Here is a 23,265-nt window from a genome sequence, read left to right as displayed (position 1 = left end):
TTAGCCCAGATTGGCTTCGGCAAATTCGTAGTTTGCGAGCTTGTCGAGGAAGTTCGTCACATAGTCGGGGCGGCGATTGCGGAAATCGACATAGTAGGAGTGTTCCCAAACATCGAGGCCCAAGAGCGGCTTGCCTTCGCCGGTGGCTAGCGGGTTCGAGCCGTTTGCGGTCTTGGTCGCTTTGAGCTTGCCGTCATTGCCAAGCACCAGCCAGGCCCAGCCTGAGCCGAACTGTGTCGTGGCTGCAGTCTTGAACGCGTCCTTGAACGCATCGACCGAACCAAAGTCTTCATTGATCTTGGCTTCGAGCTTGCCCAGCAGCTTGCCGCCATTGGGGGAAAGCGCGTTCCAGAAGTGGATGTGGTTCCAGTGCTGGCCGGCATTGTTGAAAACCGGCGCCAGGTCGGCCTTGTCCTTGGCAAACAGCACGATTTCTTCGAGGCTCTTGCCCTGCAGATCCGGGTTCTTTTCCACAAAGCCGTTGAGCGCGGTCACATAGGCCTGGTGGTGCTTGCCGTAGTGCAGTTCCAGCGTTTCCTGGCTCATGCCATTGGCGGCCAGTGCATTCACGGAATAGGGCAGGGTGGGTAGCTCAAATGCCATTTTGGGGCTCCTCTTTCGGTCCACTTGCCTTGCGCAAGGGTCTCATGTATTTTCCAAGCAATGACTTTGAAAACCCTGCCGGCCGATATGTCAAGCTCTCCCTTGGAAAATCCAGCGTGGTCGCCGCGTAGTCCAGGCGAGCGCGTGTTGATGGCGCTCAAGATGCAGTCTGGCCTGTCGGCTGCCGCAATCGGCCAAAAGCTCGGCATCACCGGCGAGGCGGCGCGCCAGCAATTGCTGCGTCTCGCGCAGGAGGGGCTCGTCGAAGCGCAGAACATTTCCGCCGGCGTTGGCCGCCCCACACAGGCCTGGTCGCTGACTGCAGCTGCCGAGGGCCGCTTCCCCGATACCCACGCAGCCTTGACCCTTCAATTGCTCGACCTCATCCGGGCCAATCTTGGCGAAGCTGCGCTCGACACGATCATTTCGGCGCGCGAAGCCATGACGCGCGAAGCCTATCAGCAGGCCGTAGCTGGCAAGGCTCAGGTCAAGGAACGCGTAGAGGCCCTCGCCCAGCTGCGGAGCGGGGAAGGCTATATGGCCGGCTGGCGCGAAGACCCGGACGGCTCGCTGCTGCTGACGGAAAATCATTGCCCGATCTGTGCTGCCGCGAGCGCCTGCCAGGGCTTCTGCCGCGCCGAACTGGCGGTTTTCCAGGCCGTGCTCGGGCCGGAGACCAAGGTCGAGCGCGAAGAGCATATCATCGCCGGCGGCCGCCGCTGCTCCTATCGCATCACGTCCGGGACAAGGTCATGACCGATTCCCGCCCACCCGCCGGCACGCGCCTTCATCGCATCGGCTGGGACACGCCCGAGGGGCTCGACGAAGCCATGATCGCCCGCGTGGTCGACGCCTTCTATGCTGCCGCCCGCCGCGACCCAGTCATCGGCCCGGTCTTCAACCGCGTCATCCCCGAAGAGCATTGGCCGGCTCATATCGCCACCATCACCGATTTCTGGAGTTCCATGCTACTCGGCACCGGAAAATATGGCGGCCGCCCCATGCCCAAGCACATGGCCATCCCCGAACTCAGCGACGCCCACTTCATGCGCTGGCTCCGCCTCTTCCGCGAAACCGTCGAGGCCCTCTGTCCGCCCGAGATCGCCGCGCTCTTTACCGAACGCTCCGAACGCATCGGCAACTCCTTCCGCATGAACATCGCGATGCGCCGGGGCGAGGACATCACCCGCATGGGTCCCTTGCAGCGCGAGACCGACACTGCGGTCTGGAAGCCCGAATAGCGTCGGCAACGAGCAGAAGCCGGCAGGCGAGGTGTATGTGCTGCCAAAATTTCCTTGCTTGGCACACACTTAGCCTGTTCAGCGCCAGCGGTTGACAGATCCGGCCCACTGCTGTTCAACGTCAGTCCATGCGCGGGGGCGCTGACTCGTCGCGTAGGTGCCTCACCATGGACATCATGTGGATCGCCATTGCTGTCAATCTGACAGTGTATGGCTTGATCGGCTGGTTGATCGTTCGGATATTTCGCCGCCGATTACCCGATCCCTGGAACCAGCCAAGCTTCACCATCCCGGTCGCTATAGCCTTAGGTGCCTTCATCACCATGCTGACCTACACCCATTGGCTGATCTATCCGAACTAGCGGCTAGAATGTCAGGTTTCGCAGAAAGTCCAGCACCTCAGCGTTGAATGCCTCGGGCCGCTGCACGGGCGCAAAATGGCTGACGTCCGCGAGCCAGACATATCGCGCTCCCGTCACGGTGTCGGCGATATAGCGCGCATGTTCGGCGCTGATGAACTCATCCCGTTCTGCCTGTAGGACGATCACGGGCACGGCGATGCTCCGCAGGTCGTCTGCGGAATAATCGGGCTGAGTGCCCTGCATTACCTGCAGTTTCTGGCTCATCTCCTCGAACCGCTCAGGCTCTGGCGATAGTGCCGCATAGTCCTTTTTGTGACGGGTCAGGCAATTGCCGATGGTCTCCGTGAAAACGAATGGCACGCTGCCGCTTTCATCCACATTGCAGGCGAAAAACAGCACGCCGGCAATCCGCTCCGGCGCCGCCTTGGCCATGGCGAGCCCCGTGCAGGCGCCATCGCTCCAGCCGACCACGGCGACCTTGCCGATGCCGAGCCGGTCGAGCACCGCCAGCGCATCCGTGGCAAATTGACTATAGCTGAAAGCGCCGCCATCCCAGGAACTCCGCCCGTGCCCGCGGCTGTCTACCACCACGACGGAAAAGCCCGCCTCGATCAAAGCCGGGACCTGATGCCCGAAATTGTTGGCATTGCCCATGCCGCCATGAAGCAGCATCACCGCCGGTCCCGCACCATAGTGCGCATGCCAGATCCTCGCGCCATCCCGATCGAGAAGCGCTCCACCCGCCGGCAGGGCAGGGGGACCATCCTTGGCAAATATCTCGAGCCCATCATCCCGGAACTTAGGATTCATCCTGTCCTCCATTAGCAACGCCAACGCGACGAACGAGCAGGCGAGCCCTCGACACCCACGACGTCATTCCCGCCAAATTGGACGGACCCAACTCCCCCTTTCGCGAGATCAGCCCCCCTCGCGCAACAGCGCCGCATCCGCCGGAATATCGCGATCGAGCACCAGCACACCATCCTCCACCGTCAGCCGCGCATGGTGGATGACCGTTGCCCGCTCCGCCGCATTGCGCGGCCCCTCAGCCTGGCTGTGCTCGTCCCATTCTGGATGGGTGAAATAAAAGAGCGCCGCATGATCGTTGAACGCTACGACATCGGCATGCCGCACGAAACGAATGTCGCCCTTGTCCATGCCAGCCTCGCCGCCGATCACCCCCTGCCGCACCCAGTTTTTCGCGTCCATCGAGCGATAAACCCCTTGCCCGTGCCATTCGTCGACGATCATCCAGATGAACCCGCCGAGCGCAAACACATTGGGCCCCTCATGCGGTGCCGCATTCGGCGAGCCGGGGATTACTTCGCCCTCGACCGTCCAATCGAAGAGATTTTGGCTCGTCGCACACCACGTTGCCGAGCCGTTGTTCTCGTCCTTGTACCAAAGCCGCCAAAGCCCATCGGGGCAATGATAGACCGCCGCATCGATCACCCGGTCGCTCGACAGTTTCAGCGGTCCCACCCGCTGCCAGGTCTCGAGATCATCGCTGACGAAATGCGTAATCGTCCGCGGCACCTGCCAATGTGTCGGCGTCCCGGTGATATAGCTGAGGAACATGTGATACTGCGCCTCGGCAAAAATCACCTCCGGCGCCCAATGCGTATTGAGCCCTTCATCCCCCGGCGCATCGAGCCCCTTCGCGGTCCCCCGATACGTCCAGCTCGCCCCGGCATCGGTCGAGACCGCCACCCCGATCGGCGATCCATGGATCCACGAAAACCCCTCGCCCCCGGAAGCTGCCCGCCGATTGGTGTAAAACATCCACCACTCTTCGGTCCCCTCCTTGCGAACCACCACCGGATCCGCCGCCCCATCCTGAACCGGATCCCGAAATATCGGCGCACTCATTTTTTTGGATCCCTTATGTCAGGCAAACACAATTCTGCACCTCCCCGGACAGGGGGAGGTTGGGAGGGGGTGGGCGGCCAAGTTAAACAAACGCCACGACCACCGCGGCATCATTCCCACAAAAGCGGTAGCTTTTTCTGTGCGGCGCCGACTGTGTCCGACAGGCCTGAGTACACCCCCCATCGTCATTGCCGGGCTTGTCCCGGCAATCCATCTCTCCTCCGCATGGACCATCGAGGTCAGTGCGGCGGCGACCACATAAGAGAGCGAGCCGCACCACCTACCTCCCCCTCAAGGGAGAGGAATCTGCCGGTGGCCCGCAGTCGCCATCCCAAACTCGATGCGTCCCTCCCCTTGGCAAGGGGAGGTTAGGAGGGGATGGCCGCGATCTCACCCATAAACCCGAACCTCCCGCCCATCCGGCCGCACAACCAGCTTCCCGGCCTGGCCCACCAACCCGTTGGCCGCCTTGACCATGTCCGGATCGGTCGCGAGCTTGCCTGCCCCCGCATCATCCGTCGACAGCACCGAAGCTTTCAAAAGTTGCGAATAAGGATGCTGCGGATTATCGAGCACCGTCCGCGCATCGCCCATTTCGACGATCCGCCCGCGCTGCATGATGATCAGTCGGTTGGAAATGTAATAGGCCGTCGCAAGGTCATGCGTGATGTAGATCACGCTCACCTTCAGATCATCCCGCAGGCTCTTGAGCAGGTTGACGATGCTCATCCTGAGCGACGCATCGACCATCGATACGGGCTCGTCGGTAATCAGCAATGGCGGGTTGGGGATCAGCGCCCGCGCAATGGCGCAGCGCTGCAACTGCCCGCCGCTCATTTCATGCGGAAACCGTCCGCGCACTTCTTTAAGGCTGAGGCCAACCTTCTGCAGCGCCTCGTCCATCGCCCGGTCGATCGCCGCCCGGTCCTTGGTATGGAGAAACTGCCGCGCGGTGGATTCCAGATACCGCTCGATCTTTTTGAGCGGATTGAACGCCTCGAACGGGTTCTGGAACACCGGTTGCACCTTGGACATGAACGCCAGGCGCTCGGCCTTGCTCGCATGCCGGCTGACCTTCTGCCCCTGGAAGAGGATTTCCCCTTCGCTGGGATCCTCGAGCCCAAGAATCATCCGCGCCAGCGTCGTCTTGCCCGAGCCGGATTCCCCGATAATGGTGAAAATCTCCGGCTTTTCTGCCGAAAGCGAAAAGCTCGCATCCATCACGGCATTGACGGTTTTGCGCCCGAAAATGCCGCCCATGGTGAAGCTTTTCGAGACATTGCGCACATCGAGAAGCGTCGTCATGCCATAACTCCTGCCGGATGCGCCGAACCCACGAGCGGCTTGACATCCTGCCAGCGCCAGCATGCCGTGCGATGATCCTGGGCCACGGTTTCAAGCGGCGGCACTTCCTGCCGGCATTTGTCGACGGCGAGCGGACAACGCGGATGGAAGCGGCACCCCTGCGGCGGATCGGCCAGGTTCGGCGGCCGCCCTTCGAGCGCGGGCCGCTGCGTCGTGTCGCCGATGCGCGGCAGGCTCGCCACCAGATGCGCCGTATAAGGGTGCTTGGGCGTAAAGAACATCTGCTTGGTCGGGCCTTCCTCGACGAGGCGCCCGGCATAGATGATGCCTACCCGATCGGCGATATTGGCATGGACGCTCATGTCATGCGTCACGAAGACCACGGATGAATCCATCTCCTTCTGAATATCGCGGATAAGGCTCAGCACTTCCTTTTGCACCACCACGTCGAGTGCCGTCGTCGGCTCGTCGGCGATGATGAATTCGGGATGGCAGACCGTCGCGAGCCCAATGGTCACGCGCTGCCGCATACCGCCTGAAAGCTCGTGCGGATAGGCTCTCAGCACTTCCGGCGGCAGCTTGAGCCGGGCCAGGTGCTTGATCACCCGATCCTCGAACGCCGCGCCCGTCAGCCCCAGCGGCCGCTGCGCAAAATCCTTGAACGTTTTGCCGATCCGGCGCACCGGATTGAGCACGCTCATCGAGCCCTGCATGATGTAGGAGAGGTGCTTCCAGCGCACCTCCTCGATTTGCGCCGGGCTCGCCGTCGTCACCTCGATCGGCCCATTCTTGAATTCATACTTGACCGTACCTTCCACCACCCGCAGCGGAGGGCGGATGGCGGCGGCGAGGACCTTGATGAAGCTTGTTTTGCCCGAAGAGCTTTCCCCGGCAATGCCGTAAACCTCCCCGCGCTTGATGTTCATCGAAATCCCATCCACGGCGCGCACTTCGCGTTCCACGCCATAGTAGTTCATCTGGTAATAGGCCTTGAGCCCTTCGACCTTGAGCAGATCGGGTTTGCTGTCGCGGGTCATTCTCAGGCCCCCATGCGGCGCAGGCGGCTGCGCGGGTCTATATATTCGTTCATGCTGACGGCGAGCAGGAACAGTCCGAGGAAGGTGATGACGATCAGGATCACCGGAATGACGATCCACCACCAGGTGCCCACCACCATCGCCGAGTGCGAATTGGCCCAGTAGAGCACGGTGCCGATCGTCGGATTGTTGATATTGGTGAAGCCGAGGACGGCGAGCGTCACTTCCATGCCGATCGACCAGAGCATGTTGTTCATGAAGGTCGAAAAGACGATTGGCATCACATAGGGCAGGTGTTCTTCGAGCAGCACTTTTCGCGTCGACATGCCGGCAAAGACGGCGTGGCGGGTAAACTCGCGATGTTTCAGCCCCAGCGCCACCGAGCGGATCAGGCGGGCGTCGAACGGCCAGCCGAAACACGCGAGGATCAGCGCCATGGTGAAGCTGTCCATGTTGTTGCGCAGCACGAAATAGAACAGCACGAGGATCGGGAAGATCGGCACGGCAACGAAGATGTCGTTGATGAACATCAGGATCCGGTCGACCCAGCCGCCGAGATAGCCCGCGGCGAGCCCCACCGTGATGGAAATGATGCGCGAGAGCACGGCGACAGTGATGCCGAACATCAAGCTGTTCCGGAAGGCGGCCGAGAGGTGCCAGAAGAGATCCTGCCCGCGCGAATTGGTCCCGAACCAATATTGCGCCGAAGGCGGCTGGTCGGGGATTGCCATGTAGATCAGGGTCGGATCGACCGGCGAGAAGAACGACAGCGCCGCAAAGATCGCCACGATCCCAACCAGGACGAGGCCGATGGTGAATTCGAGGTTGTAGCGGATAAGGTCGCGAAAAACGGCGAACATGGCCTTACTCCGTACGCACGCGTGGATCGAGCAGCGGATGCAGCAAGTCCACGATGAAGATGGCGAAGGCGACGGCGGTGATCGAGACGGTGCAGACCGCCAGCACGGTCGAATAATCGCCCGCATTGACCGCATCGACGAGCAGCGAGCCCATGCCGGGATAATTAAAGACCTGCTCGGTGATGATCGTACCGGAGAAAACCCCGCCGATCACCATGGCGAGCGCCGTCACCTGCGGCACCAGCGCATTGCGCATCACATAGCCGCTGACGATGGTCTCGCGCTTGACCCCGGCGAGTTCGGCATAGGTCACATAGTCTTCGGTCACGATATTGGAGACCAGCGCCCGCATGCCGATGAACCAGCCACCGAGCCCCACGAGCACCAGCGAAAAGGCCGGCAGCAGCGAGTGCTGCAGCACCGAAAGAATGAACGGCATGGTCCAGCTCGGCCGCACGTCCATGCTGAACCCGCCCGAAATCGGCAGCACCGGCCAGAGGAATCCGAAGATGATGAGGATGATGAAGGCGACGATATAGTAGGGGATTGGCTGGAGGCCCATGGTCACGATGCCAAAGGCCTTGAAGAAGCGGTTGTTCTGAAAATAGCCGGCTAGGCCGCCCATCAGGTTGCCGACGACGAAGGTGATGACAGTCGAAGTGAGCAAGAGCCCGAGCGTCCAGGGCATGCCGCGCATCACCAGTTCCATGGCCGGTGTCGGAAACGCCATCAGCGAAGCGCCGAGATCGCCCTGTAAAAGGCGGGTCCAGAAATTCCAATATTGCACATGCATCGGCTGCCCGGTGCCGAACATCGCCGTCAGCGCCTCGCGCGTCGAGGCAATGGCTTCAGGCGAAAGATTCGACCGCGCCGAAAGCCGGCCCAGGACCTGTTCTACCGGATCGATCGGGGAGAGATAAGTGACCAGAAACATGGCCGATATGCCGAAGAAGATCACCGCAAACATCAGCAGCGCGCGCTTCCCGACAAATACTAGATAACCGTTCATACGGACTCCTCGTCCCAATTCTTTTGGAAAGGGAGCGGCAAATCCACGAAGGCCGCCAACTCTCCGATGTCACCCTGGCTCTGGGCCGGGGCCCATCCCCTGCAGATCGCGAGCCCGGTTGCCGCGACGTCATCTCAGGCTGGGCCCCGGCCCAGAGCCAGGGTGACATCCAGTGAAATGAAACGGTCAGAGCTTTCCCGGTACACCGCGTCATTCCCGCGAGAGCGGCAATTCGACGCGACTTGCCTCAGCAAAACAAGCAGGTCGAAAAACCAGAAACTCCACGGGATGCGCAGTGGCCCGCGCATCCCGGGGGCAGCCCGGCCTCAAGAGACCGGGTCACCAGGGAGGACTGTTACGCCGCGCCTTCAACCGGAGTGATTTGGGTGAAGATGTAGCGGCCGTTGGACCAGTTGGTCACCGGGTTGGCATAGTTGTTTTCCGCATTGGGCCAGCCGGTCCAGAACCGGTTCGACTGAATGGAGAACACGTTATAGGCCATGATCGGAATGTTCGGCATTTCTTCGAGATGAAGCTTGACGAAGTCGTGGCCGAGCTCGGTGCCCTTGGGGTCGTTGAAGTCGGTGCCGCGGATTTCTTCGATGATCGCGTCGAGACGCGGATCCTTCCAGCGCATCCAGTTGCGGTCCGGCTGCGATTGGCCAGGCTCTGCCACATAGGCCGAGTGGTAGCTGTCGAGGAAGAACGAGAGGTCGGGGTGACCGCCCCAGGTTTCCACGGCCCAGGCGATGTTGACTTCGAAATTGCCGACGCGCTGGCGGCCCCAGGTGTCCGCATCGACTTCGGCGGTGGCGCCGATGCCATGCTGGGCCCAGGTCTGGGCGATGATCACGCCGAGACGGTTGACCACGCCTTCCTGCGGCACCATCACCGAGAAGGTGAACGGCTGGCCGTCGGGCATCATCCACTGATTGCCGTTCTTGGTGAAACCGGCATCGGTGAGGAGGGCTTCAGCAGTCGGAATGTCCTGCTTCCACCAGCCATAGCCGAACGCGTTGCGCACGGCCTGTTCGTCGGTCGGCACCGCGTCGCCAAACTGGCCACGAACCATGTCGGCGATCTGCATGCCGACATTGGGATCATAGGGCTTTACCTTGTTGCCGCCCGCTTCCACTTCGTAATTGATGAGGAAGTCCTGCAGCGGCGCATGGTAGTCGCGCGGATGCGTGCCGGTGGGCGGCACGGAGATGGCCGAGAGCGTTGCCGCGCCGCGATAGGAGGCCATCGACATGGTGCGCGCATCGAGCATGAGCGCCAGAGCCCAGCGGACGCGCTTGTCCTGGAATTTGGGGTTCTGGTGGTTCGGGATCGCCATGACCAGCGTCGGATCGGGGTGGGCATAGGGAAAGCCCGGGAACCAGCCCTGGATCTGCGGGTCCTGCTGCACCACCGAGAATGTGCCTTCCGGCGTCAGGTCGTGCACCATGTCGAGATTGCCGTTGCGGATCTCGATGAGGCGATTGTCGGTCGAAATATTGTTCCGGTAGATGATGAACTTCGGCTTGGGCTCGGAAATCATGCCCATGGCCGTGCGCTGCCAGTCCTCGCGGCGCTGCCAGATATACCAGGTGCCGTTCGGGTCGAACGAGTGGAGCGTATAGGGCCCGATCGACACTGGTGGGTTCGCTTCGTAGCTGAGGATGTCCTCGACCTTTTCGTAGACATGCTTGGGCATGATCCACGCAGCCGTCCAGCGCACCGAGAACAGCGTATGGAAGCGCGAATTGGGTTTGTTGAGCTTGAAGTGGACGGTGTATTTGTCCGGCGCGGTGACTTCGGCGACCTGTACGGAGAACGCGCCGTTATAAGGCGTCCCGGGCGTTGCCGCCTGCTTCTGGACGGTGAACACCACGTCGTCGGCGGTGAACTCGACGTCGTCGCTCCAATAGATGCCCTGCTTGAGTTTCACGGTCATTTCCGTGAAGTCTTCGTTGTACTGCCAGATATCGTCGGCCAGCGAATTGTAGACCGCGTTCTCGCTCGCGCCCTCGATGCCGGCATCGGGATCGATGAACCAGAGCGTATCGGTGGTCAGCTGATGCAGGCCATTGGATACGCCATTGCCGGCGCCCACGGCCCACAAATTGAACCACGACGGATTGCGGATGATGCCTTCCGGATTGTGGACGATCACCGTCTCGTTGCGCGGAAATTGCGTCAGGTCAGGCGCGCTGCCTTCTGCAGCCTCTTGCGCAAAGGCGAGGCCATTGCCCGCCGCCATCAATGCACCGACTGCCGTGGTTCCGATCAGGAAACTACGTCTATCCATATCTTTCCTCCCATGTCAGGGCGCTTGCAGGCCCCGGTCGGCACCCTCCAGTGCCGTCATTAGTCATACTTAACCAGGGGTTGCGCAGTGTCAACCTATCTTCTGATATAAATCGGGAAACATGATATGAAATGACAGGGCACACACCATTGCTGATGTGTGCCCATATCGGCCTTGGGAGGCTTTCGATGCTAACGGAATGTTAGCGGAAGCGGTCAAAGTTTCACACGCACCATCTGGTAGGAATAGGGCGGCAGCGTCACAGTCAGTTTACCGCTGTCGACCTTGGCGCCATCACCCTTACGCGGCTTCACCTCATCCTGGTTCTTGGCCGTGTTGACGGCCTTGAGGTTGGGGTGGGTCATGACCTGATGGTCGATCACCGAACCGCCGGCAAAGCCCTGCAGGCTGACTTCGGTTTCGATGCTGTCGCTCGTGTGGCGATTGACGAGGAAGAAGGTCAGCGTGCCCTCGTCTTCGTTGTGGACGCCCGAGACGTCGACGAAAGCGGTGTCCTTGGCGTGCGTGGTTTCATAGCCCGGCGAACTGGTGACGAGCTGCAAGGCCGTGCCGCGGCCAAAGACCGAAGCAAAGTAATAGGGGTAGTAGATGGTCTGCGCCCAGGCTGGGCCGCCCTTCTCGGTCATGATCGGAGCGATCACGTTCACGAGCTGGGCGATACAGGCGATCTTGACCACATCCGAGCGGCGAATGAAGGTGTTGAGGATCAGCCCCACCATCAGCACGTCTTCGAAGTTGTAGATGTCTTCGAGCAGCCCCGGCGCGTGCGGCCAGCCGCCATTGCCGTCGAGGATTTCGCGGTCCTTCTTGTTCGAATGGTACCAGACGTTCCATTCGTCGAAGGAGATGTAGATGTCTTTGTTGGACCGCTTCTTGTGCTTGACCTGCTTGATCGTCGAAGCGACCGTCTCGATATAGCGGTCGAGCTTTTCGCTGAGCCCGAGATAGTTCGGCGTATTGTCGTCGCGGTTGGCAAAATACATGTGGAGCGAGATGTAATCCACATGGTCATAGGTATGTTCGAGCACGATGCGTTCCCAATCGGGGAAGCTCGGCATTTCCGAATGCGACGAACCGCAGACGATTAGTTCGAGGTTCTTGTCGAACATGCGCATGGCGCGGGCGGTATTGGCGGCGAGCTTGCCATATTCATCGGCATCCTTGTGGCCGACCTGCCAGGGGCCGTCCATCTCGTTGCCGAGACACCACATCTTGACGTTCCACGGTTCCTTGCGGCCGTTCTTGATGCGGAGGTCGCTCCAATAGGAGCCGCCGGGATGATTGACGTATTCGAGGAAGCTGCGGGCCTCGTCGACGCCGCGCGAACCAAGGTTGACGGCCAGCATCATCTCGGTGCCGACGGTGGCGCACCAGTCGGCAAATTCATGCACGCCCACGGCGTTGCTTTCCGAGGTGTGCCAGGCAAGGTCGAGACGAACCGGGCGCTCCTCACGCGGTCCAATCCCGTCTTCCCAGTTATAGGCGGAAACGAAGTTACCCCCGGGATAGCGCACCACAGGTACATTGAGGTCCTTTACGAGCTTGGCGACGTCGCCACGCATCCCGTCCTTGTCGGCCGTCGGATGGTCAGGCTCGTAAATCCCTTCGTAAATGGCGCGGCCGAGGTGCTCCAAAAATGCCCCATAGACACGATCATCGATTTTAGAGATCGTGTAGTCCTTATTTGCAATGACAGAAGCCTTCACCCCGTCCTCCCATTCAATCCGTTTTTCTGATTTGGATCAGTAAAACGGTTATAGAGGACGCATATCGGCCTGCGCAAGGCGCCAAGTCCGCTTTTGTATGATTTTTGATCGGCGCCGCTTCAAAGCCGCCAATGGTCCGCCCAAGCGCTACCGCGCCGTCTGCAGCCGCATGATGATGTCCTGGTCATAGTTTCCAAAACCGCGCCCGAAAATATTGATGCCCCCCGGATGCTTGGCTTCGGGCTTCACCGCGATCCGCAGGCGGATAGAGTGGTGATTGGAAAGATCTAGATCCACCAGTGAAACCGGTGAAATCTTGACCCCGTCGACATAGGTGCCCTCATTGGTCACCCGCCAGCTCTTGAGCTTGCCATATTGGCTGCCCTTGAGCTTCCACCAGTCCGGCGTATAGACGCCGCGCTTGTCTCCGAAATCGCCCGGCGAGGTCCAGGTGCCGATCTCGTTGCCATTGACCGAAAGCGTGATATCGCTCGGCCAATCTGCCGATGTGCCCGGCACTTCCGAACTCAATTCCAGTGCAAATTCAAGCACTTCGATTGTATTCTGAGCCAGCTTGGCATTGTTGGGAAACTGATATTCGAGAAAGCCCCTGGTGAACCAGATGAGCCCCGCCTTCATGCGATCGGGCTCGAGATAGGTCTCGGGCACATCGAGCAGCCCGATGATCCCCTCGGTCGAACAAAGCCCGCACGGCGCTGAAACTTCGCAGCTCGTATAAAGCCCGAGCGGCATCGCCACCTCGATGGTGTTCGAACTGAGCGGCTGGATGTCGTCCTTGAACATCACCAGCACTTCGTCGAACGTCGAGTGGCAGATTTTTTGGTTGCCCTTGCGCGCCTTCTGCGTCTCGGTGCGGATCAGCCCGGCGCTTTCAAGGATCTGCAGATTAGTCGAAACCGTCGATTGCGGCAGGTCTAGCTTGTCGGCAATGTCATTGCCGTTCATCGGCCCCTGCAGATGCAGCAATTTCAATATCCGCACCCGGATCGGCGAGGCCAGGCCCTTGAGAACCTCGATGTCCTCTTCCGGGTCGACGACCAGAAAATTGCGGCTCATGGGACATAAAGCTTTCAGGCTGAAGGATATCCAGTGTCTATCAAAAAACCTGAACCAATCAAGTCGCCTGCAATATTTCCGTCATCCGAGGCCGGTTTTCCGGACAATTCTACATATCGCCCTTTCCGATCCGGTGGCCCGAACCCGGTTTTGACATTGTCCCCATCAAGTCTATTTTGAGTCAAACCCCGCGCTGAGGAGTGCCCCATGAGTTTCCGTGCCCTTGTCACTCATCGGGCCGATGACGGCTCCGTCGCCAGTGCGGTTGAAACCCTCGACGATGTCCGCCTGCCCGAGGGCAACGTCACCGTGGACATCGAATGGGCCGGCCTCAACTATAAGGATGGCCTGTGCCTGACAGGGCAGGGCGGTCTCGTCCGCACCTATCCCCATATCTGCGGCATCGATTTTACCGGCACGGTCCGCGAAAGTTCCGACGCCCGTTATGCCCCCGGCGATGCTGTGGTGCTCACCGGCTGGCGCGTCGGGGAAAACCATTGGGGCGGTTACGCCGAGCGCGCCCGCGTCAATGGAGATTGGCTCGTGCCGCTCCCCAAGGGCCTTTCTGCCCGCGACAGCATGATTGTCGGGACAGCCGGCCTAACCGCGATGCTTGCGATCGATCGGCTCGAATCCGAAGGCCTCAACGTCGCTGGCGGACACGTCCTGGTCACGGGCGCATCCGGCGGCGTCGGCTCCATCGCCGTCTCGATCCTCTCGCGCCTCGGCTACGCCGTCACCGCCCTTTCCGGCCGCCCGGAAAATGCCGGCGCTCTATCTGCCTTGGGCGCATCCAGCATCCTGGGGCGCGAGGATTTCCTAAATGAACCAGACAAGCCCCTTGAGCCAGCGCGCTGGGCCGGCGTCGTCGATTGCGTCGGCGGCAATGTGCTGGGCAAGGCGCTGAAGCAGGTCAAGTATGGCGGCTCGGTCGCCGCGCTCGGCAACACCGCCGGCATCGGCCTCAACACCAACGTACTGCCGTTCCTGCTGCGTGGCATAAATCTCCTCGGCATCGATAGTGTCATGCAACCCTATGATCGCCGCATCGCCGCCTGGGCGCGCCTTACCGGACTGTTCGATATTGCCGCCTATGCCGAAATGGTCGAAGAGATCGGCCTCGACGCACTCCCCGAAGCGGCCTCCCGCATCCTCAGGGGCGCCATCAAGGGCCGGGTGCTCGTCCGCCCCGGTGCCTAGGCGTAGAAACGTTCGCCGCGTCGATCAGCACTACCGCCGTCCAAAACGGTGAGAAAAACTCACTTGACCGAACAGCGTGTCGTTAGCACGCGATGTTGACCCGGCGCGGCCCCTGCCTGTAGCGTGCCGCCCCATGGTCACCCTCAAGGAAATCGCAGCGGCAGTCGGCGTTTCGAGCGCTACGGTTTCGCGCGTCCTCAATTACGATACGACGCTCTCGATTTCGACCCGCAAGCGCCAGGCGATCATCGAGACAGCGGAAGCGCTCAACTATTCGACCCCGCGGAGCCGCAATCGCGCCAACCAGCAGCAGGGCCTGACCAAGGTTGCATTGGTGCATTTCCTTGCTCCAGAACGCGAGCTGGTCGATCCATACTATGTCGCCATGCGCCTCGGCATCGAGCGCCGCTGCGCCGCCCTCAAGATCGAAACGGTAAAAGTTTACCACACAGACGCGCGTCCCGCTGCCAACCTCCTTCAGGATGCATCCGGTACCATCGTCATCGGCCGCCACGACGAAGAAGAAACCGAGTGGCTCCGCCACCATTCGCGCCAGATCGTCTTTGCCGATCACGTCCCGCCCGATGACGACATCGATTCCGTTTCGGCCGATCTCTGGTCGGCGATGGAAAAGCTGCTTGCGGCCCTTTCTCAGCGCGGCTATCGCCGCATTGCCTATATCGGTTGGGGCGACCGGCGCGCTCAGGCCTTCGTTCACTGGATGACGGCTGCCGGCTGGTTTGATGATCGCCTTTTCCGCTCCGGCGACAATACCGAAGAAGGCGGCTATCGCCTCACCCGCGAACTGCTCGCCGATCGCCGTCCGTTCGATGCCATTGTCACCTTTAACGATTCAATGGCCATCGGCGCCTATCGCGCCATCCATGAGCGCGGCCTCGCGATTCCGGCTGATATTGGCGTCGCGAGCTTCAATGATATTTCCGTGGCCCAGTTCCTCAATCCGCCTTTGACCACGGTCCATCTGCCCGCCGAAGAGATCGGCGAGGCGGCAATCGAGCTTCTGCTCGAGCGGGTAGGGGGGCGTGATCTTGCCAAGCAGATCACCCTGGCATCCAAACTGGTTTGGCGCGCAAGCACCCGCCAACCCGTTGAAAAATAACGCAGTAAAAATTTACTGAAATTATTTGCGCGCTGGAATTTTAGCGGCTACAGTCTCCTTCAAGGTGGAGAGGACCACCTCTATGGGAGGAAACTATGACAGATATGTCCACGCGCTGGAAGCGCACCCTTTGCGTTGCTCTGACCGGTATCAGCATCGTGACCGTCGCTGCGGCGTCTGCCTCGGCCGGTGAAATCTCGGTCTGGGTCTGGGATAAGGCCTTCAATGGCGACACCATGCGCGAAGCTGGTGAAATCTACACCAAGGCCCATCCGGAAACGACCTTCAATGTCGATGACACTGCGAGCCAGGACGACATCCGCGCCAAGCTCCAGACCCAGCTTCTTGCTGGCAGCACCGAAGGTCTTCCCGATATCGTTCTGATCCAGGACGACATTGCTCAGAAATACCTGCAGTCATTCCCTGGCGCCTTCGAGCCGCTCTCGGACTCGATCGATATGTCGGTCTTCGCGCCCTATAAGGTCGCTGCCGCAACTCTCGATGGCAAATCCTACTCGGTGCCGTTCGACTCCGGCGTGACCGGTCTCTTCTACCGCTCGGACTACCTCGAAGAAGCCGGTTTTACCGCTGCCGATCTCGAAAACATCACCTGGGATCGCCTTGTCGAAATCGGCCAGGCCGTCAAGGAAAAGACCGGCAAGCAACTTCTCGACCTCGACATGAACGACACCGGCGTCATCCGCATGATGATGCAGTCGGCTGGCGAATGGTACTTCAACGAAGACGGCTCGCTTCACATCACGGACAATGCCGCCCTCAAGAAGGCCCTCGAAACCTACGCCAAATTCTATCAGGCTGACCTCGTCAAGCCGGTTTCCGGCTGGGCCGAATATACCGGTGCCTTCACCAATGGCGAAGTTGCCGTGGTGCCGGTCGGCGTCTGGATCACCGCTACCATCAAGGCCAATGCCGATCAGTCCGGCAAGTGGGCTGTCGCTCCCATTCCGCGTCTTGACATGGAAGGCTCGGTCAATGCGTCCAATCAGGGCGGTTCGAGCTGGTTCCTCCTGTCCTCCTCGGACAACAAGGAAGAAGCCATCGACTTCTTCAAGACCGTTTGGGCTGGCGATCAGGATTTCTACCAGGACATCCTGATCAAGCGCGGTGCCGTCGGTTCGCTCCTCTCGGCGCGTGAAGGCGAAGCTTATAAGGCATCCGACGAGTTCTTCGGCGGCGCGCCCGTCTGGCAGAACTTCTCGACCTGGCTCGGTCAGATCCCGAGCGTTGACTACGGCACCTTTACTGCCGAAGTCGATGCCGCCGTGGCGGCCCAGCTGCCCACCATCATCCAGGGTGGCGATATCGATGCGGCCCTCCAGGCCATCAACGATCAGGCCCAGCAGCAGATGCAGTAATGGCGAAGGGGAGCGGTTCATCCGCTCCCCTTTTTCCGTCCTCCCCTGGGATTCGCGAGCGATCGCGGGGCCTTGGAGCGCACCCATGGTGTGGGTTGGACGGTTCTGTTTGATGCCATCCTTAGGTTCGATGAGCCGGCTTGAGGGATGGCTATGAGATCACTCCAAGGGCAAGGAGTCTGTCGTGGCGCAATCGGGTCTCGCGCGCAGTGAGCGGATAAATGGCTGGCTTTTCGTCATGCCGGCATTGGTCCTGCTCGGGCTGTTCATGATCTATCCAATCGTCTGGTCGCTCTGGATGAGCTTCCAGGTCGGCAAGGGCATGAACCTCAGCTTCGGCGGTTTCGCCAATATCCAGCGCCTCACCAAAGACCCCGTCTTTATCCGCGCCTTGATCAATACCTTCACGTTCTTCATCGTGCAGGTGCCGATCATGATCACGCTGGCGCTGCTCTTTGCCGTCGCGCTCAATGACTCGACCCTCAGATTCCGCGGTCTTTTCCGCACGGCGATCTTCCTGCCCTGCGTCACCTCGCTGATCGCCTATTCCACCATCTTCAAGTCGATGTTCGCGGTCGATGGCATCATCAACCAGACGCTCATGGCGCTCCATCTCATCGCCTCGCCGATTTCCTGGCTGGGCGACCCCTTCTGGGCCAAGGTCACCATCATCATCGCCATCACCTGGCGCTGGACCGGCTACAACATGATCTTTTATCTGGCAGCGCTTCAGAACATCGATCGCTCGATCTATGAAGCTGCGCGCATCGATGGCGTTCCAGCCTGGGCCCGGTTCCGCTACCTGACCATCCCCATGCTCAAGCCGGTCATCCTCTTTACCACTGTCGTCTCCACCATCGGCACGCTGCAGCTCTTTGACGAGGTCTTCAACCTCACTGGCGGCACTGGCGGCCCTTCGGATTCCACCGTCACCCTGTCGCTCTATATCTACAACCTGACCTTCAAATTCATGCCCAGCTTCGGCTATTCGGCCACCGTGTCCTGGGTCATCGTGCTGGTGGTCGCCATCCTGAGCTTCCTGCAATTCCTCGTGGCGCGTGATCGCAAGGTGAAGTCGTCATGAACCCCGCTCTTCTCCGCCGCGGCCTCGTCTATGCGCTTCTGAGCCTTGCCGCCTTTATCTCGGTCTTCCCGTTCTATTGGATGATCATCGGCGCGACCAACGCGTCGGCAGATATCATCCGCGGCAAGACCACACCCGGCGGTGCGCTCTTTGCCAATGCCGCCACGTTCTTTGCCACGGTCGATGCCCCTCGCATCTTCATGAACTCGGCCATCATCGCCGTCGTCGGCACGGCGCTGACGCTCGTCGTTTCTTCGCTCGCTGGCTATGGCTTCGAGATGTTCCGCTCGCGCATCCGCGAAAAGCTCTTCGCGCTGCTGCTGCTCCTGCTCTCGATCCCGTTTGCTGCCATGATGGTTCCGCTCTTTGTCATGTTTTCGCAGGCAAAGCTCGTGAACACCTTCGTCGCGGCGATCCTGCCGACCGTGGCCTCGATCTTCATCATCTTCTACTTCCGCCAGGCAACCAAAGCGTTCCCGAGCGAGCTGCGCGATGCTGCCAAGATCGACGGCCTCAACGAGTGGCAGATCTTTCTTTACGTCTACATGCCGGTGATGCGCTCGACCTATGCGGCCGCGACCATCATTGTCTTCATGGCCAACTGGAACAATTACCTCTGGCCGCTGATCGTGCTGCAAACGGCGGACAACAAGACGATCACGCTGATCCTTTCGGCGCTGACTTCGGCCTACACGCCCGATTACGGCATGCTGCTCTTTGGCACCGTGCTCGCCACGCTTCCCACCCTCGTTATTTTCTTCCTGCTCCAGCGCCGCTTCGTCGAAGGCATGCTGGGCGCCGTTAAGTAGAAACTGAATATGCGTCCCTTGATCGACTTTAACTCCGGCTGGCTCTTCGAAGGCAGCGAGACCGTTCGCCTGCCCCACAACGCCGTGGAGCTGCCGTTCTCCTATTTCGACGAGAAGACCTATCAGCGCGTCTTCACCTACGAAAAGCGCTTCGCCGCCGACCCCGCCTGGCAGGGCAAGGACGTCTCAGTCGTGTTTGATGGCGCCATGGCCAATGCCCGTGTTCTCCTCAATGGCGAGGAAATCGCGGCCCATAAAGATGGCTACACGCCCTTCGAAGGCCGCCTGACGGGCAAGCTGAATGATGGCGAAAACGTCCTCACCGTCACGATCGATGGCAGTGAAAACCCTGAGATCCCGCCCTTCGGCGGCCAGATCGACTACTTGACCTATGCCGGCCTCTACCGCGAAGCCTGGCTCCGCGTCACCGCGCCCATCTTTGTCGGCAATGCCAAAGTCGAAACGCCGAACGTCCTCGCCGACAAAAAATCCGTCCGCGCCCGCATCGCGCTGGCCAATCCGCAAGATCAAGCGCTCTCGGGCACGCTTGTCGCGGCAATCAAGGACGCCTCAGGCAACACCATCGCCACGACCGATGCCGCCATCACCGGTGAGACGGTCGAAGTCGCTTTCAACGACCTCTCAGGCATCACGCTTTGGGATCTCAAGACCCCGACCCTTTATAGCCTCGAAGTCACCGTCGACACCGCCACCGGCCAGGACGTAGCAAATATCCGCTTCGGTTTCCGCAGCGCCGAGTTCACCCCCGAAGGTTTCAAGCTCAACGGCAAGCCGCTTAAGCTTCGTGGCCTCAACCGCCACCAGTCCTTCCCCTATATCGGCTATGCCCTCGGCAAATCGGCCCAGGTCAAGGATGCTGAAATCCTCAAGCACGAGCTCAAGCTCAACATGGTGCGCACCTCGCACTATCCGCAGAGCCACTATTTCCTCGACGCCTGCGACGAACTCGGCCTCCTCGTCTTTGAGGAAATCCCCGGCTGGCAGCATATCGGTCCGCTCGCATGGCAGGATGAATCGGTCGAAAACGTCCGCCGCATGGTTACGCGCGATTGGAACCACCCCTCGATCGTCATCTGGGGCGTCCGCATCAATGAATCGCAGGACAATCACGACTTCTACGTCCGCACCAACAAGCTGGCGCGCGAACTCGACCCAACCCGCCCCACCGGCGGCGTCCGCTACATCACCGATAGCGAACTGCTCGAAGACGTCTACACCATGAACGACTTTATCCTCGGCAACGAGGAATGGGGCGGCAACCGTCCGCGCACGCCGCTGCGTCCGCAGCAGGAAGTCACCGGCCTGGACCGCGTCGTGCCTTACATGATCACCGAATATGGTGGTCACATGTACCCGACCAAGTCCTACGATCAGGAGCAGCGCCAGGCCGAGCATGTGCGCCGGCACCTCGAAGTCATGAATGCTGCCTATGGCGATCCGCAGATCGCCGGCTGCATCGGCTGGTGCGCCTTCGATTATAATACGCACAAGGACTTTGGCTCGGGTGATCGCCTCTGCCACCACGGCGTCATGGATATGTTCCGTGAGCCGAAATTTGCTGCCTTCGCCTATGCCAGCCAATGCGAGCCGGAAGACGAGATCATCCTCAAGCCCGTCACCTTCTGGGCCCGTGGCGAGCGCAATATCGGTGGCGTTCTGCCGCTGATGATCCTCACCAATTGCGACGAAGTCGAACTCGCCTACGGGAACAACACGCCCAAGCGCCTCGGCCCCGATCGTCAGGCTTTCCCGCATCTCCCCCACGCGCCGGTCGTTATCAAGCGCGAAGACCTCAGCGAAGAAGAGCTCGGTCTCTGGGGCATGTCCTGGGAAGATGCCACCATCACCGGCTATATCGATGGCAAGGCGGTCAAAACCGTCAAGTTCATCGCCGACCCCATCGCCCATGAACTGCAGGTCGTGCCCGACGCCACCGAGATCGGTTCGGAAGGCGATACGGTCCGTGTTCTCGTCCGCGCTCTCGATCAGTCCGGCAAGAAGCTGCCCTTCTTCCCAGAACCGGTCTCGATCAAAGTCTCGGGTGCCGCCACCCGCATCGGCCCCGGTCTTGTCCCGCTCCGCGCGGGTTCCACCGGCTTCTGGCTACGCTCGACCGGCAAGGGCCCGATCACCGTCACTGTCACCAACGAGCGGCTTGGCCGCACCGTCGCAACGCTCACCGCTGTCTGAGGAGTGCTCGCATGTCCGGGTTGAAACTTCGCAATGTGAAAAAGTCCTTCGGCTCGGTCAACGTCATCAAGGGCGTCGATCTCGATATCGAAGACAAGCAGTTCGTCGTCTTTGTCGGCCCCTCGGGCTGTGGCAAGTCCACGCTCCTGCGCATGATTGCCGGGCTTGAACAGATCTCCTCGGGAGACCTCTTCATTGGCGACAAGCGCATGAACGACGTCGATCCCGCCAATCGTGGCATCGCCATGGTGTTCCAGTCCTATGCGCTCTATCCGCATATGACGGTGCGTGAAAACATGGGCTTCGCGCTCAAATTCGCCGGCGCCTCGAAGGAAGAAATCGCCCAGCGCGTCGGCGAAGCCGCCCGCATTCTCGAACTCGGCGCATTGCTCGACCGCTTCCCCAAGCAGCTTTCGGGCGGCCAGCGCCAGCGCGTCGCCATTGGCCGCGCCATCGTCCGTCATCCCGATGTGTTCCTCTTCGACGAACCCCTCTCCAATCTCGACGCGGAACTGCGCGTGCATATGCGCATCGAGATCGCCCGGCTCCACAAGGAACTCCAGACCACCATCATCTATGTCACCCACGATCAGGTCGAGGCCATGACCTTGGCCGACAAGATCGTCGTGCTGCGCGATGGCATCATCGAGCAGGCCGGCTCGCCGCTCGAACTCTATGATAATCCGGACAATCTCTTCGTTGCCGGCTTTATCGGCTCGCCCAAGATGAACCTTCTCGATGGCACCGCCGAAGCGGGCGGCATTCGCCTGGCCGATTTCCCCGGCCAGCTCCTGCCGTCTCCGGTCGCCGTCCCCGCCGGCACGCCCGTAACCGTCGGCATCCGTCCCGAACATTTCGATCCCGAAGGCGCCGCCGCGCTCGAGACCAAGGTCGAGATTATCGAGCATCTGGGCGGCGAAACCTATGCCTATGCCCGCGGCGAAGGCCGTACGCTTCTCACCCTTGCCACCGACAATAACCGCACCCTCAAGCCCGGCGATCGCTATCAGGCGCGCTTCCATCCCTCCGCGCTCCTCGTCTTCGGCAAGGATGGCAAGCGCATTCGCTGATCGAACCGGGGGCAGCGGACAGGGGCTGAACGAATCGCGCGAGCCCGCTTCGGCGCGGGGGGACGCAGGCAAATGCCTCAAGACCGAAGCGGGTTTCGCGTGACGCTATCGGCGTCATGCCAGATCACACTAACCCTCTCGGATATCTCGGAAAATCGGTAGCTTTGACATCGTCTTTTTTGCCGGGGCCATTGTCTGTACTCCGTAAAAATGACGATGGAAGTTCTTCCAATGCATGCGTATTCTGGAGAAGGATTCTAGTCCAAGCAGCCGATTGTTCCGTTTTCGCGGTTCGGTACGCCAAACATGCTCGCTCTTGCCGAGACCTATTTCGGGCGCATTCGCAAAGCCCTTAACGACACCGATATCATCGATATCCTGGCTGATCTTTCGGCCGACCTCGGTTTCCGCAGCGGTTATCTCGTCGAATATGCCAATGCGTTCAAGTCCGCCGCGCTGATCCTCGACAGCAGCTCCGCGCGCGCCGGTTGGTGGGATCAATATGTCTCGAACGGTCTCCGAACTTCGACCAAAGTCGCCGCGGACATCGTCGATAAAGGCGGCGTACAATATCTCGACGAAACGCGCTTTTCCGACCCGCGCGATCCCGTGTTCGCCTTCGCCCGCAAGACGGACATGATTAACCTTGCCATCGTGCCGATCAAGTTCACCGACGATGTCGCCGGTCTCATTGCCCTTTGCGGCGAAAAGCACCTGTCGCCCGAAGAGGAACGGGCGCTGCAGATGCTGAGCTACAGTCTTTTTGCGCAGGCGAGGGTCCTGCGCACATCCGGCGTTTTCGCTGGCCGGCCGAGCCTGACGCCGCGCGAACGGGAGGTGATCTCGCTTTCCTCGCAAGGCTTCAGTGCCCAGCAAGTGGCCGAGGAATTGGGCATGTCCGCCCGCACTGTCACGCAGCACATGGATAACGTCGCCGAAAAGCTCGGCACCAAAAATCGCGTCCACACGGTCGCCGAAGCGCTCAAGCGCGATCTACTCTAGAACGACTACCGGG

At 60.4% G+C, this 23,265-nt stretch carries 21 protein-coding genes; 11 read left to right on the top strand and 10 right to left on the bottom strand.

Annotated features, from left to right (window positions below):
* Window positions 1-603 (bottom strand): superoxide dismutase, encoded by a 603-nt coding sequence (locus VW35_RS03640; RefSeq protein ID WP_046141575.1) that lies wholly within the window; start codon window positions 601-603, stop codon window positions 1-3.
* 150 nt (window positions 604-753) lie between these two features.
* Here VW35_RS03640 and VW35_RS03635 point away from each other — a divergent pair, with 150 nt between their 5' ends.
* The 3 genes from VW35_RS03635 (at window position 754) to VW35_RS03625 (ending at window position 2,206) form a co-directional block, all read left to right on the top strand.
* Complete coding sequence (locus tag VW35_RS03635) at window positions 754-1,359, top strand: helix-turn-helix transcriptional regulator (protein WP_244465813.1); 606 nt, start codon at window positions 754-756, stop codon at window positions 1,357-1,359.
* Window positions 1,356-1,844: a group III truncated hemoglobin gene (locus VW35_RS03630; RefSeq protein ID WP_052951466.1), complete on the top strand. Its 489-nt coding sequence runs from the start codon at window positions 1,356-1,358 to the stop codon at window positions 1,842-1,844. Before VW35_RS03635 ends, VW35_RS03630 begins: the two co-directional genes overlap by 4 nt.
* 167 nt (window positions 1,845-2,011) lie before the next feature.
* Window positions 2,012-2,206, top strand: coding sequence for a hypothetical protein (locus VW35_RS03625; protein WP_152662461.1), 195 nt, complete (start codon window positions 2,012-2,014; stop codon window positions 2,204-2,206).
* A 3-nt stretch (window positions 2,207-2,209) separates the two neighbouring features.
* Here VW35_RS03625 and VW35_RS03620 read toward each other — a convergent pair whose 3' ends face one another.
* The 9 genes from VW35_RS03620 to VW35_RS03580 form a co-directional block, all read right to left on the bottom strand.
* Window positions 2,210-3,016 carry an alpha/beta fold hydrolase gene (locus VW35_RS03620; protein WP_046141573.1) on the bottom strand — a complete coding sequence of 269 codons (807 nt, stop codon included), beginning with the start codon at window positions 3,014-3,016 and terminating at the stop codon, window positions 2,210-2,212.
* Window positions 3,017-3,124: 108 nt separating this feature from the next.
* The gene (locus VW35_RS03615; RefSeq protein ID WP_046141572.1) at window positions 3,125-4,075 is read right to left on the bottom strand and encodes a glycoside hydrolase family protein; all 951 of its coding nucleotides are present in this window, start codon (window positions 4,073-4,075) and stop codon (window positions 3,125-3,127) included.
* A 390-nt stretch (window positions 4,076-4,465) separates the two neighbouring features.
* Complete coding sequence (locus tag VW35_RS03610; RefSeq protein ID WP_046141571.1) at window positions 4,466-5,380, bottom strand: ABC transporter ATP-binding protein; 915 nt, start codon at window positions 5,378-5,380, stop codon at window positions 4,466-4,468.
* Window positions 5,377-6,417: an ABC transporter ATP-binding protein gene (locus VW35_RS03605; protein WP_046141570.1), complete on the bottom strand. Its 1,041-nt coding sequence runs from the start codon at window positions 6,415-6,417 to the stop codon at window positions 5,377-5,379. The genes VW35_RS03610 and VW35_RS03605 overlap by 4 nt, the downstream gene beginning before the upstream one ends.
* A 2-nt stretch (window positions 6,418-6,419) precedes the next feature.
* Window positions 6,420-7,277 (bottom strand): ABC transporter permease, encoded by an 858-nt coding sequence (locus VW35_RS03600; protein WP_046141569.1) that lies wholly within the window; start codon window positions 7,275-7,277, stop codon window positions 6,420-6,422.
* 4 nt (window positions 7,278-7,281) lie between these two features.
* Window positions 7,282-8,286 (bottom strand): ABC transporter permease, encoded by a 1,005-nt coding sequence (locus VW35_RS03595; RefSeq protein ID WP_046141568.1) that lies wholly within the window; start codon window positions 8,284-8,286, stop codon window positions 7,282-7,284.
* Window positions 8,287-8,641: 355 nt separating this feature from the next.
* The gene (locus tag VW35_RS03590; protein WP_083982378.1) at window positions 8,642-10,576 is read right to left on the bottom strand and encodes an ABC transporter substrate-binding protein; all 1,935 of its coding nucleotides are present in this window, start codon (window positions 10,574-10,576) and stop codon (window positions 8,642-8,644) included.
* A gap of 215 nt (window positions 10,577-10,791) precedes the next feature.
* On the bottom strand, window positions 10,792-12,303 hold the full coding sequence (arfA, locus tag VW35_RS03585) for an arabinosylfuranosidase ArfA (protein WP_046141566.1): 1,512 nt from the start codon (window positions 12,301-12,303) through the stop codon (window positions 10,792-10,794).
* A 147-nt stretch (window positions 12,304-12,450) separates the two neighbouring features.
* Window positions 12,451-13,380, bottom strand: a complete 930-nt coding sequence (locus VW35_RS03580) for an ArsR/SmtB family transcription factor (protein ID WP_046141565.1) — start codon at window positions 13,378-13,380, stop codon at window positions 12,451-12,453.
* A 207-nt stretch (window positions 13,381-13,587) separates the two neighbouring features.
* Between VW35_RS03580 and VW35_RS03575 the strand changes: the two genes are divergently transcribed.
* From VW35_RS03575 to VW35_RS03540, 8 genes are all read left to right on the top strand, one after another.
* Window positions 13,588-14,580 (top strand): acrylyl-CoA reductase family protein, encoded by a 993-nt coding sequence (locus tag VW35_RS03575; RefSeq protein ID WP_046141564.1) that lies wholly within the window; start codon window positions 13,588-13,590, stop codon window positions 14,578-14,580.
* Window positions 14,581-14,713: 133 nt separating this feature from the next.
* Entirely contained in the window at window positions 14,714-15,700 is a 987-nt protein-coding gene (locus VW35_RS03570; protein ID WP_046141563.1) for a LacI family DNA-binding transcriptional regulator, read from the top strand.
* A gap of 95 nt (window positions 15,701-15,795) precedes the next feature.
* A complete protein-coding gene (locus VW35_RS03565; RefSeq protein WP_052951465.1) occupies window positions 15,796-17,076 on the top strand; it encodes an ABC transporter substrate-binding protein in 1,281 nt (426 codons plus the stop codon).
* Between the two features lie 238 nt (window positions 17,077-17,314).
* On the top strand, window positions 17,315-18,160 hold the full coding sequence (locus tag VW35_RS03560) for a carbohydrate ABC transporter permease (RefSeq protein ID WP_046141737.1): 846 nt from the start codon (window positions 17,315-17,317) through the stop codon (window positions 18,158-18,160).
* Complete coding sequence (locus VW35_RS03555; RefSeq protein ID WP_046141562.1) at window positions 18,157-18,969, top strand: carbohydrate ABC transporter permease; 813 nt, start codon at window positions 18,157-18,159, stop codon at window positions 18,967-18,969. The genes VW35_RS03560 and VW35_RS03555 overlap by 4 nt, the downstream gene beginning before the upstream one ends.
* 9 nt (window positions 18,970-18,978) lie before the next feature.
* The gene (locus VW35_RS03550; protein ID WP_046141561.1) at window positions 18,979-21,180 is read left to right on the top strand and encodes a glycoside hydrolase family 2 protein; all 2,202 of its coding nucleotides are present in this window, start codon (window positions 18,979-18,981) and stop codon (window positions 21,178-21,180) included.
* Window positions 21,181-21,191: 11 nt separating this feature from the next.
* Window positions 21,192-22,250, top strand: a complete 1,059-nt coding sequence (locus tag VW35_RS03545; RefSeq protein ID WP_046141560.1) for an ABC transporter ATP-binding protein — start codon at window positions 21,192-21,194, stop codon at window positions 22,248-22,250.
* 306 nt (window positions 22,251-22,556) lie between these two features.
* Window positions 22,557-23,252 carry a LuxR C-terminal-related transcriptional regulator gene (locus VW35_RS03540; RefSeq protein ID WP_046141559.1) on the top strand — a complete coding sequence of 232 codons (696 nt, stop codon included), beginning with the start codon at window positions 22,557-22,559 and terminating at the stop codon, window positions 23,250-23,252.
* Window positions 23,253-23,265: the final 13 nt, after the last annotated feature.

The sequence above is a fragment of the Devosia soli genome (assembly GCF_000970455.1).
Classification (GTDB): Bacteria; Pseudomonadota; Alphaproteobacteria; order Rhizobiales; family Devosiaceae; genus Devosia; species Devosia soli.
The sequence above is the reverse complement of the archived record's forward strand: the minus strand, read 5'-3'. Positions and strand labels throughout refer to the sequence as shown.

What these genes read in the sequence shown, in the direction of transcription:
- VW35_RS03625 (WP_152662461.1), top strand. Translation starts at nt 2,012, where the DNA reads ATGGACATCATGTGGATCGCCATTGCTGTCAATCTGACAGTGTATGGC.
- VW35_RS03615 (WP_046141572.1), bottom strand. Translation starts at nt 4,075, where the DNA reads ATGAGTGCGCCGATATTTCGGGATCCGGTTCAGGATGGGGCGGCGGAT.
- VW35_RS03575 (WP_046141564.1), top strand. Translation starts at nt 13,588, where the DNA reads ATGAGTTTCCGTGCCCTTGTCACTCATCGGGCCGATGACGGCTCCGTC.
- VW35_RS03610 (WP_046141571.1), bottom strand. Translation starts at nt 5,380, where the DNA reads ATGACGACGCTTCTCGATGTGCGCAATGTCTCGAAAAGCTTCACCATG.
- VW35_RS03550 (WP_046141561.1), top strand. Translation starts at nt 18,979, where the DNA reads ATGCGTCCCTTGATCGACTTTAACTCCGGCTGGCTCTTCGAAGGCAGC.
- VW35_RS03605 (WP_046141570.1), bottom strand. Translation starts at nt 6,417, where the DNA reads ATGACCCGCGACAGCAAACCCGATCTGCTCAAGGTCGAAGGGCTCAAG.
- VW35_RS03560 (WP_046141737.1), top strand. Translation starts at nt 17,315, where the DNA reads ATGCCGGCATTGGTCCTGCTCGGGCTGTTCATGATCTATCCAATCGTC.
- VW35_RS03570 (WP_046141563.1), top strand. Translation starts at nt 14,714, where the DNA reads ATGGTCACCCTCAAGGAAATCGCAGCGGCAGTCGGCGTTTCGAGCGCT.
- VW35_RS03580 (WP_046141565.1), bottom strand. Translation starts at nt 13,380, where the DNA reads ATGAGCCGCAATTTTCTGGTCGTCGACCCGGAAGAGGACATCGAGGTT.
- VW35_RS03555 (WP_046141562.1), top strand. Translation starts at nt 18,157, where the DNA reads ATGAACCCCGCTCTTCTCCGCCGCGGCCTCGTCTATGCGCTTCTGAGC.
- VW35_RS03595 (WP_046141568.1), bottom strand. Translation starts at nt 8,286, where the DNA reads ATGAACGGTTATCTAGTATTTGTCGGGAAGCGCGCGCTGCTGATGTTT.
- VW35_RS03545 (WP_046141560.1), top strand. Translation starts at nt 21,192, where the DNA reads ATGTCCGGGTTGAAACTTCGCAATGTGAAAAAGTCCTTCGGCTCGGTC.
- VW35_RS03540 (WP_046141559.1), top strand. Translation starts at nt 22,557, where the DNA reads ATGCTCGCTCTTGCCGAGACCTATTTCGGGCGCATTCGCAAAGCCCTT.
- VW35_RS03565 (WP_052951465.1), top strand. Translation starts at nt 15,796, where the DNA reads ATGACAGATATGTCCACGCGCTGGAAGCGCACCCTTTGCGTTGCTCTG.
- VW35_RS03590 (WP_083982378.1), bottom strand. Translation starts at nt 10,576, where the DNA reads ATGGATAGACGTAGTTTCCTGATCGGAACCACGGCAGTCGGTGCATTG.
- VW35_RS03635 (WP_244465813.1), top strand. Translation starts at nt 754, where the DNA reads ATGGCGCTCAAGATGCAGTCTGGCCTGTCGGCTGCCGCAATCGGCCAA.
- VW35_RS03640 (WP_046141575.1), bottom strand. Translation starts at nt 603, where the DNA reads ATGGCATTTGAGCTACCCACCCTGCCCTATTCCGTGAATGCACTGGCC.
- VW35_RS03600 (WP_046141569.1), bottom strand. Translation starts at nt 7,277, where the DNA reads ATGTTCGCCGTTTTTCGCGACCTTATCCGCTACAACCTCGAATTCACC.
- VW35_RS03630 (WP_052951466.1), top strand. Translation starts at nt 1,356, where the DNA reads ATGACCGATTCCCGCCCACCCGCCGGCACGCGCCTTCATCGCATCGGC.
- VW35_RS03620 (WP_046141573.1), bottom strand. Translation starts at nt 3,016, where the DNA reads ATGAATCCTAAGTTCCGGGATGATGGGCTCGAGATATTTGCCAAGGAT.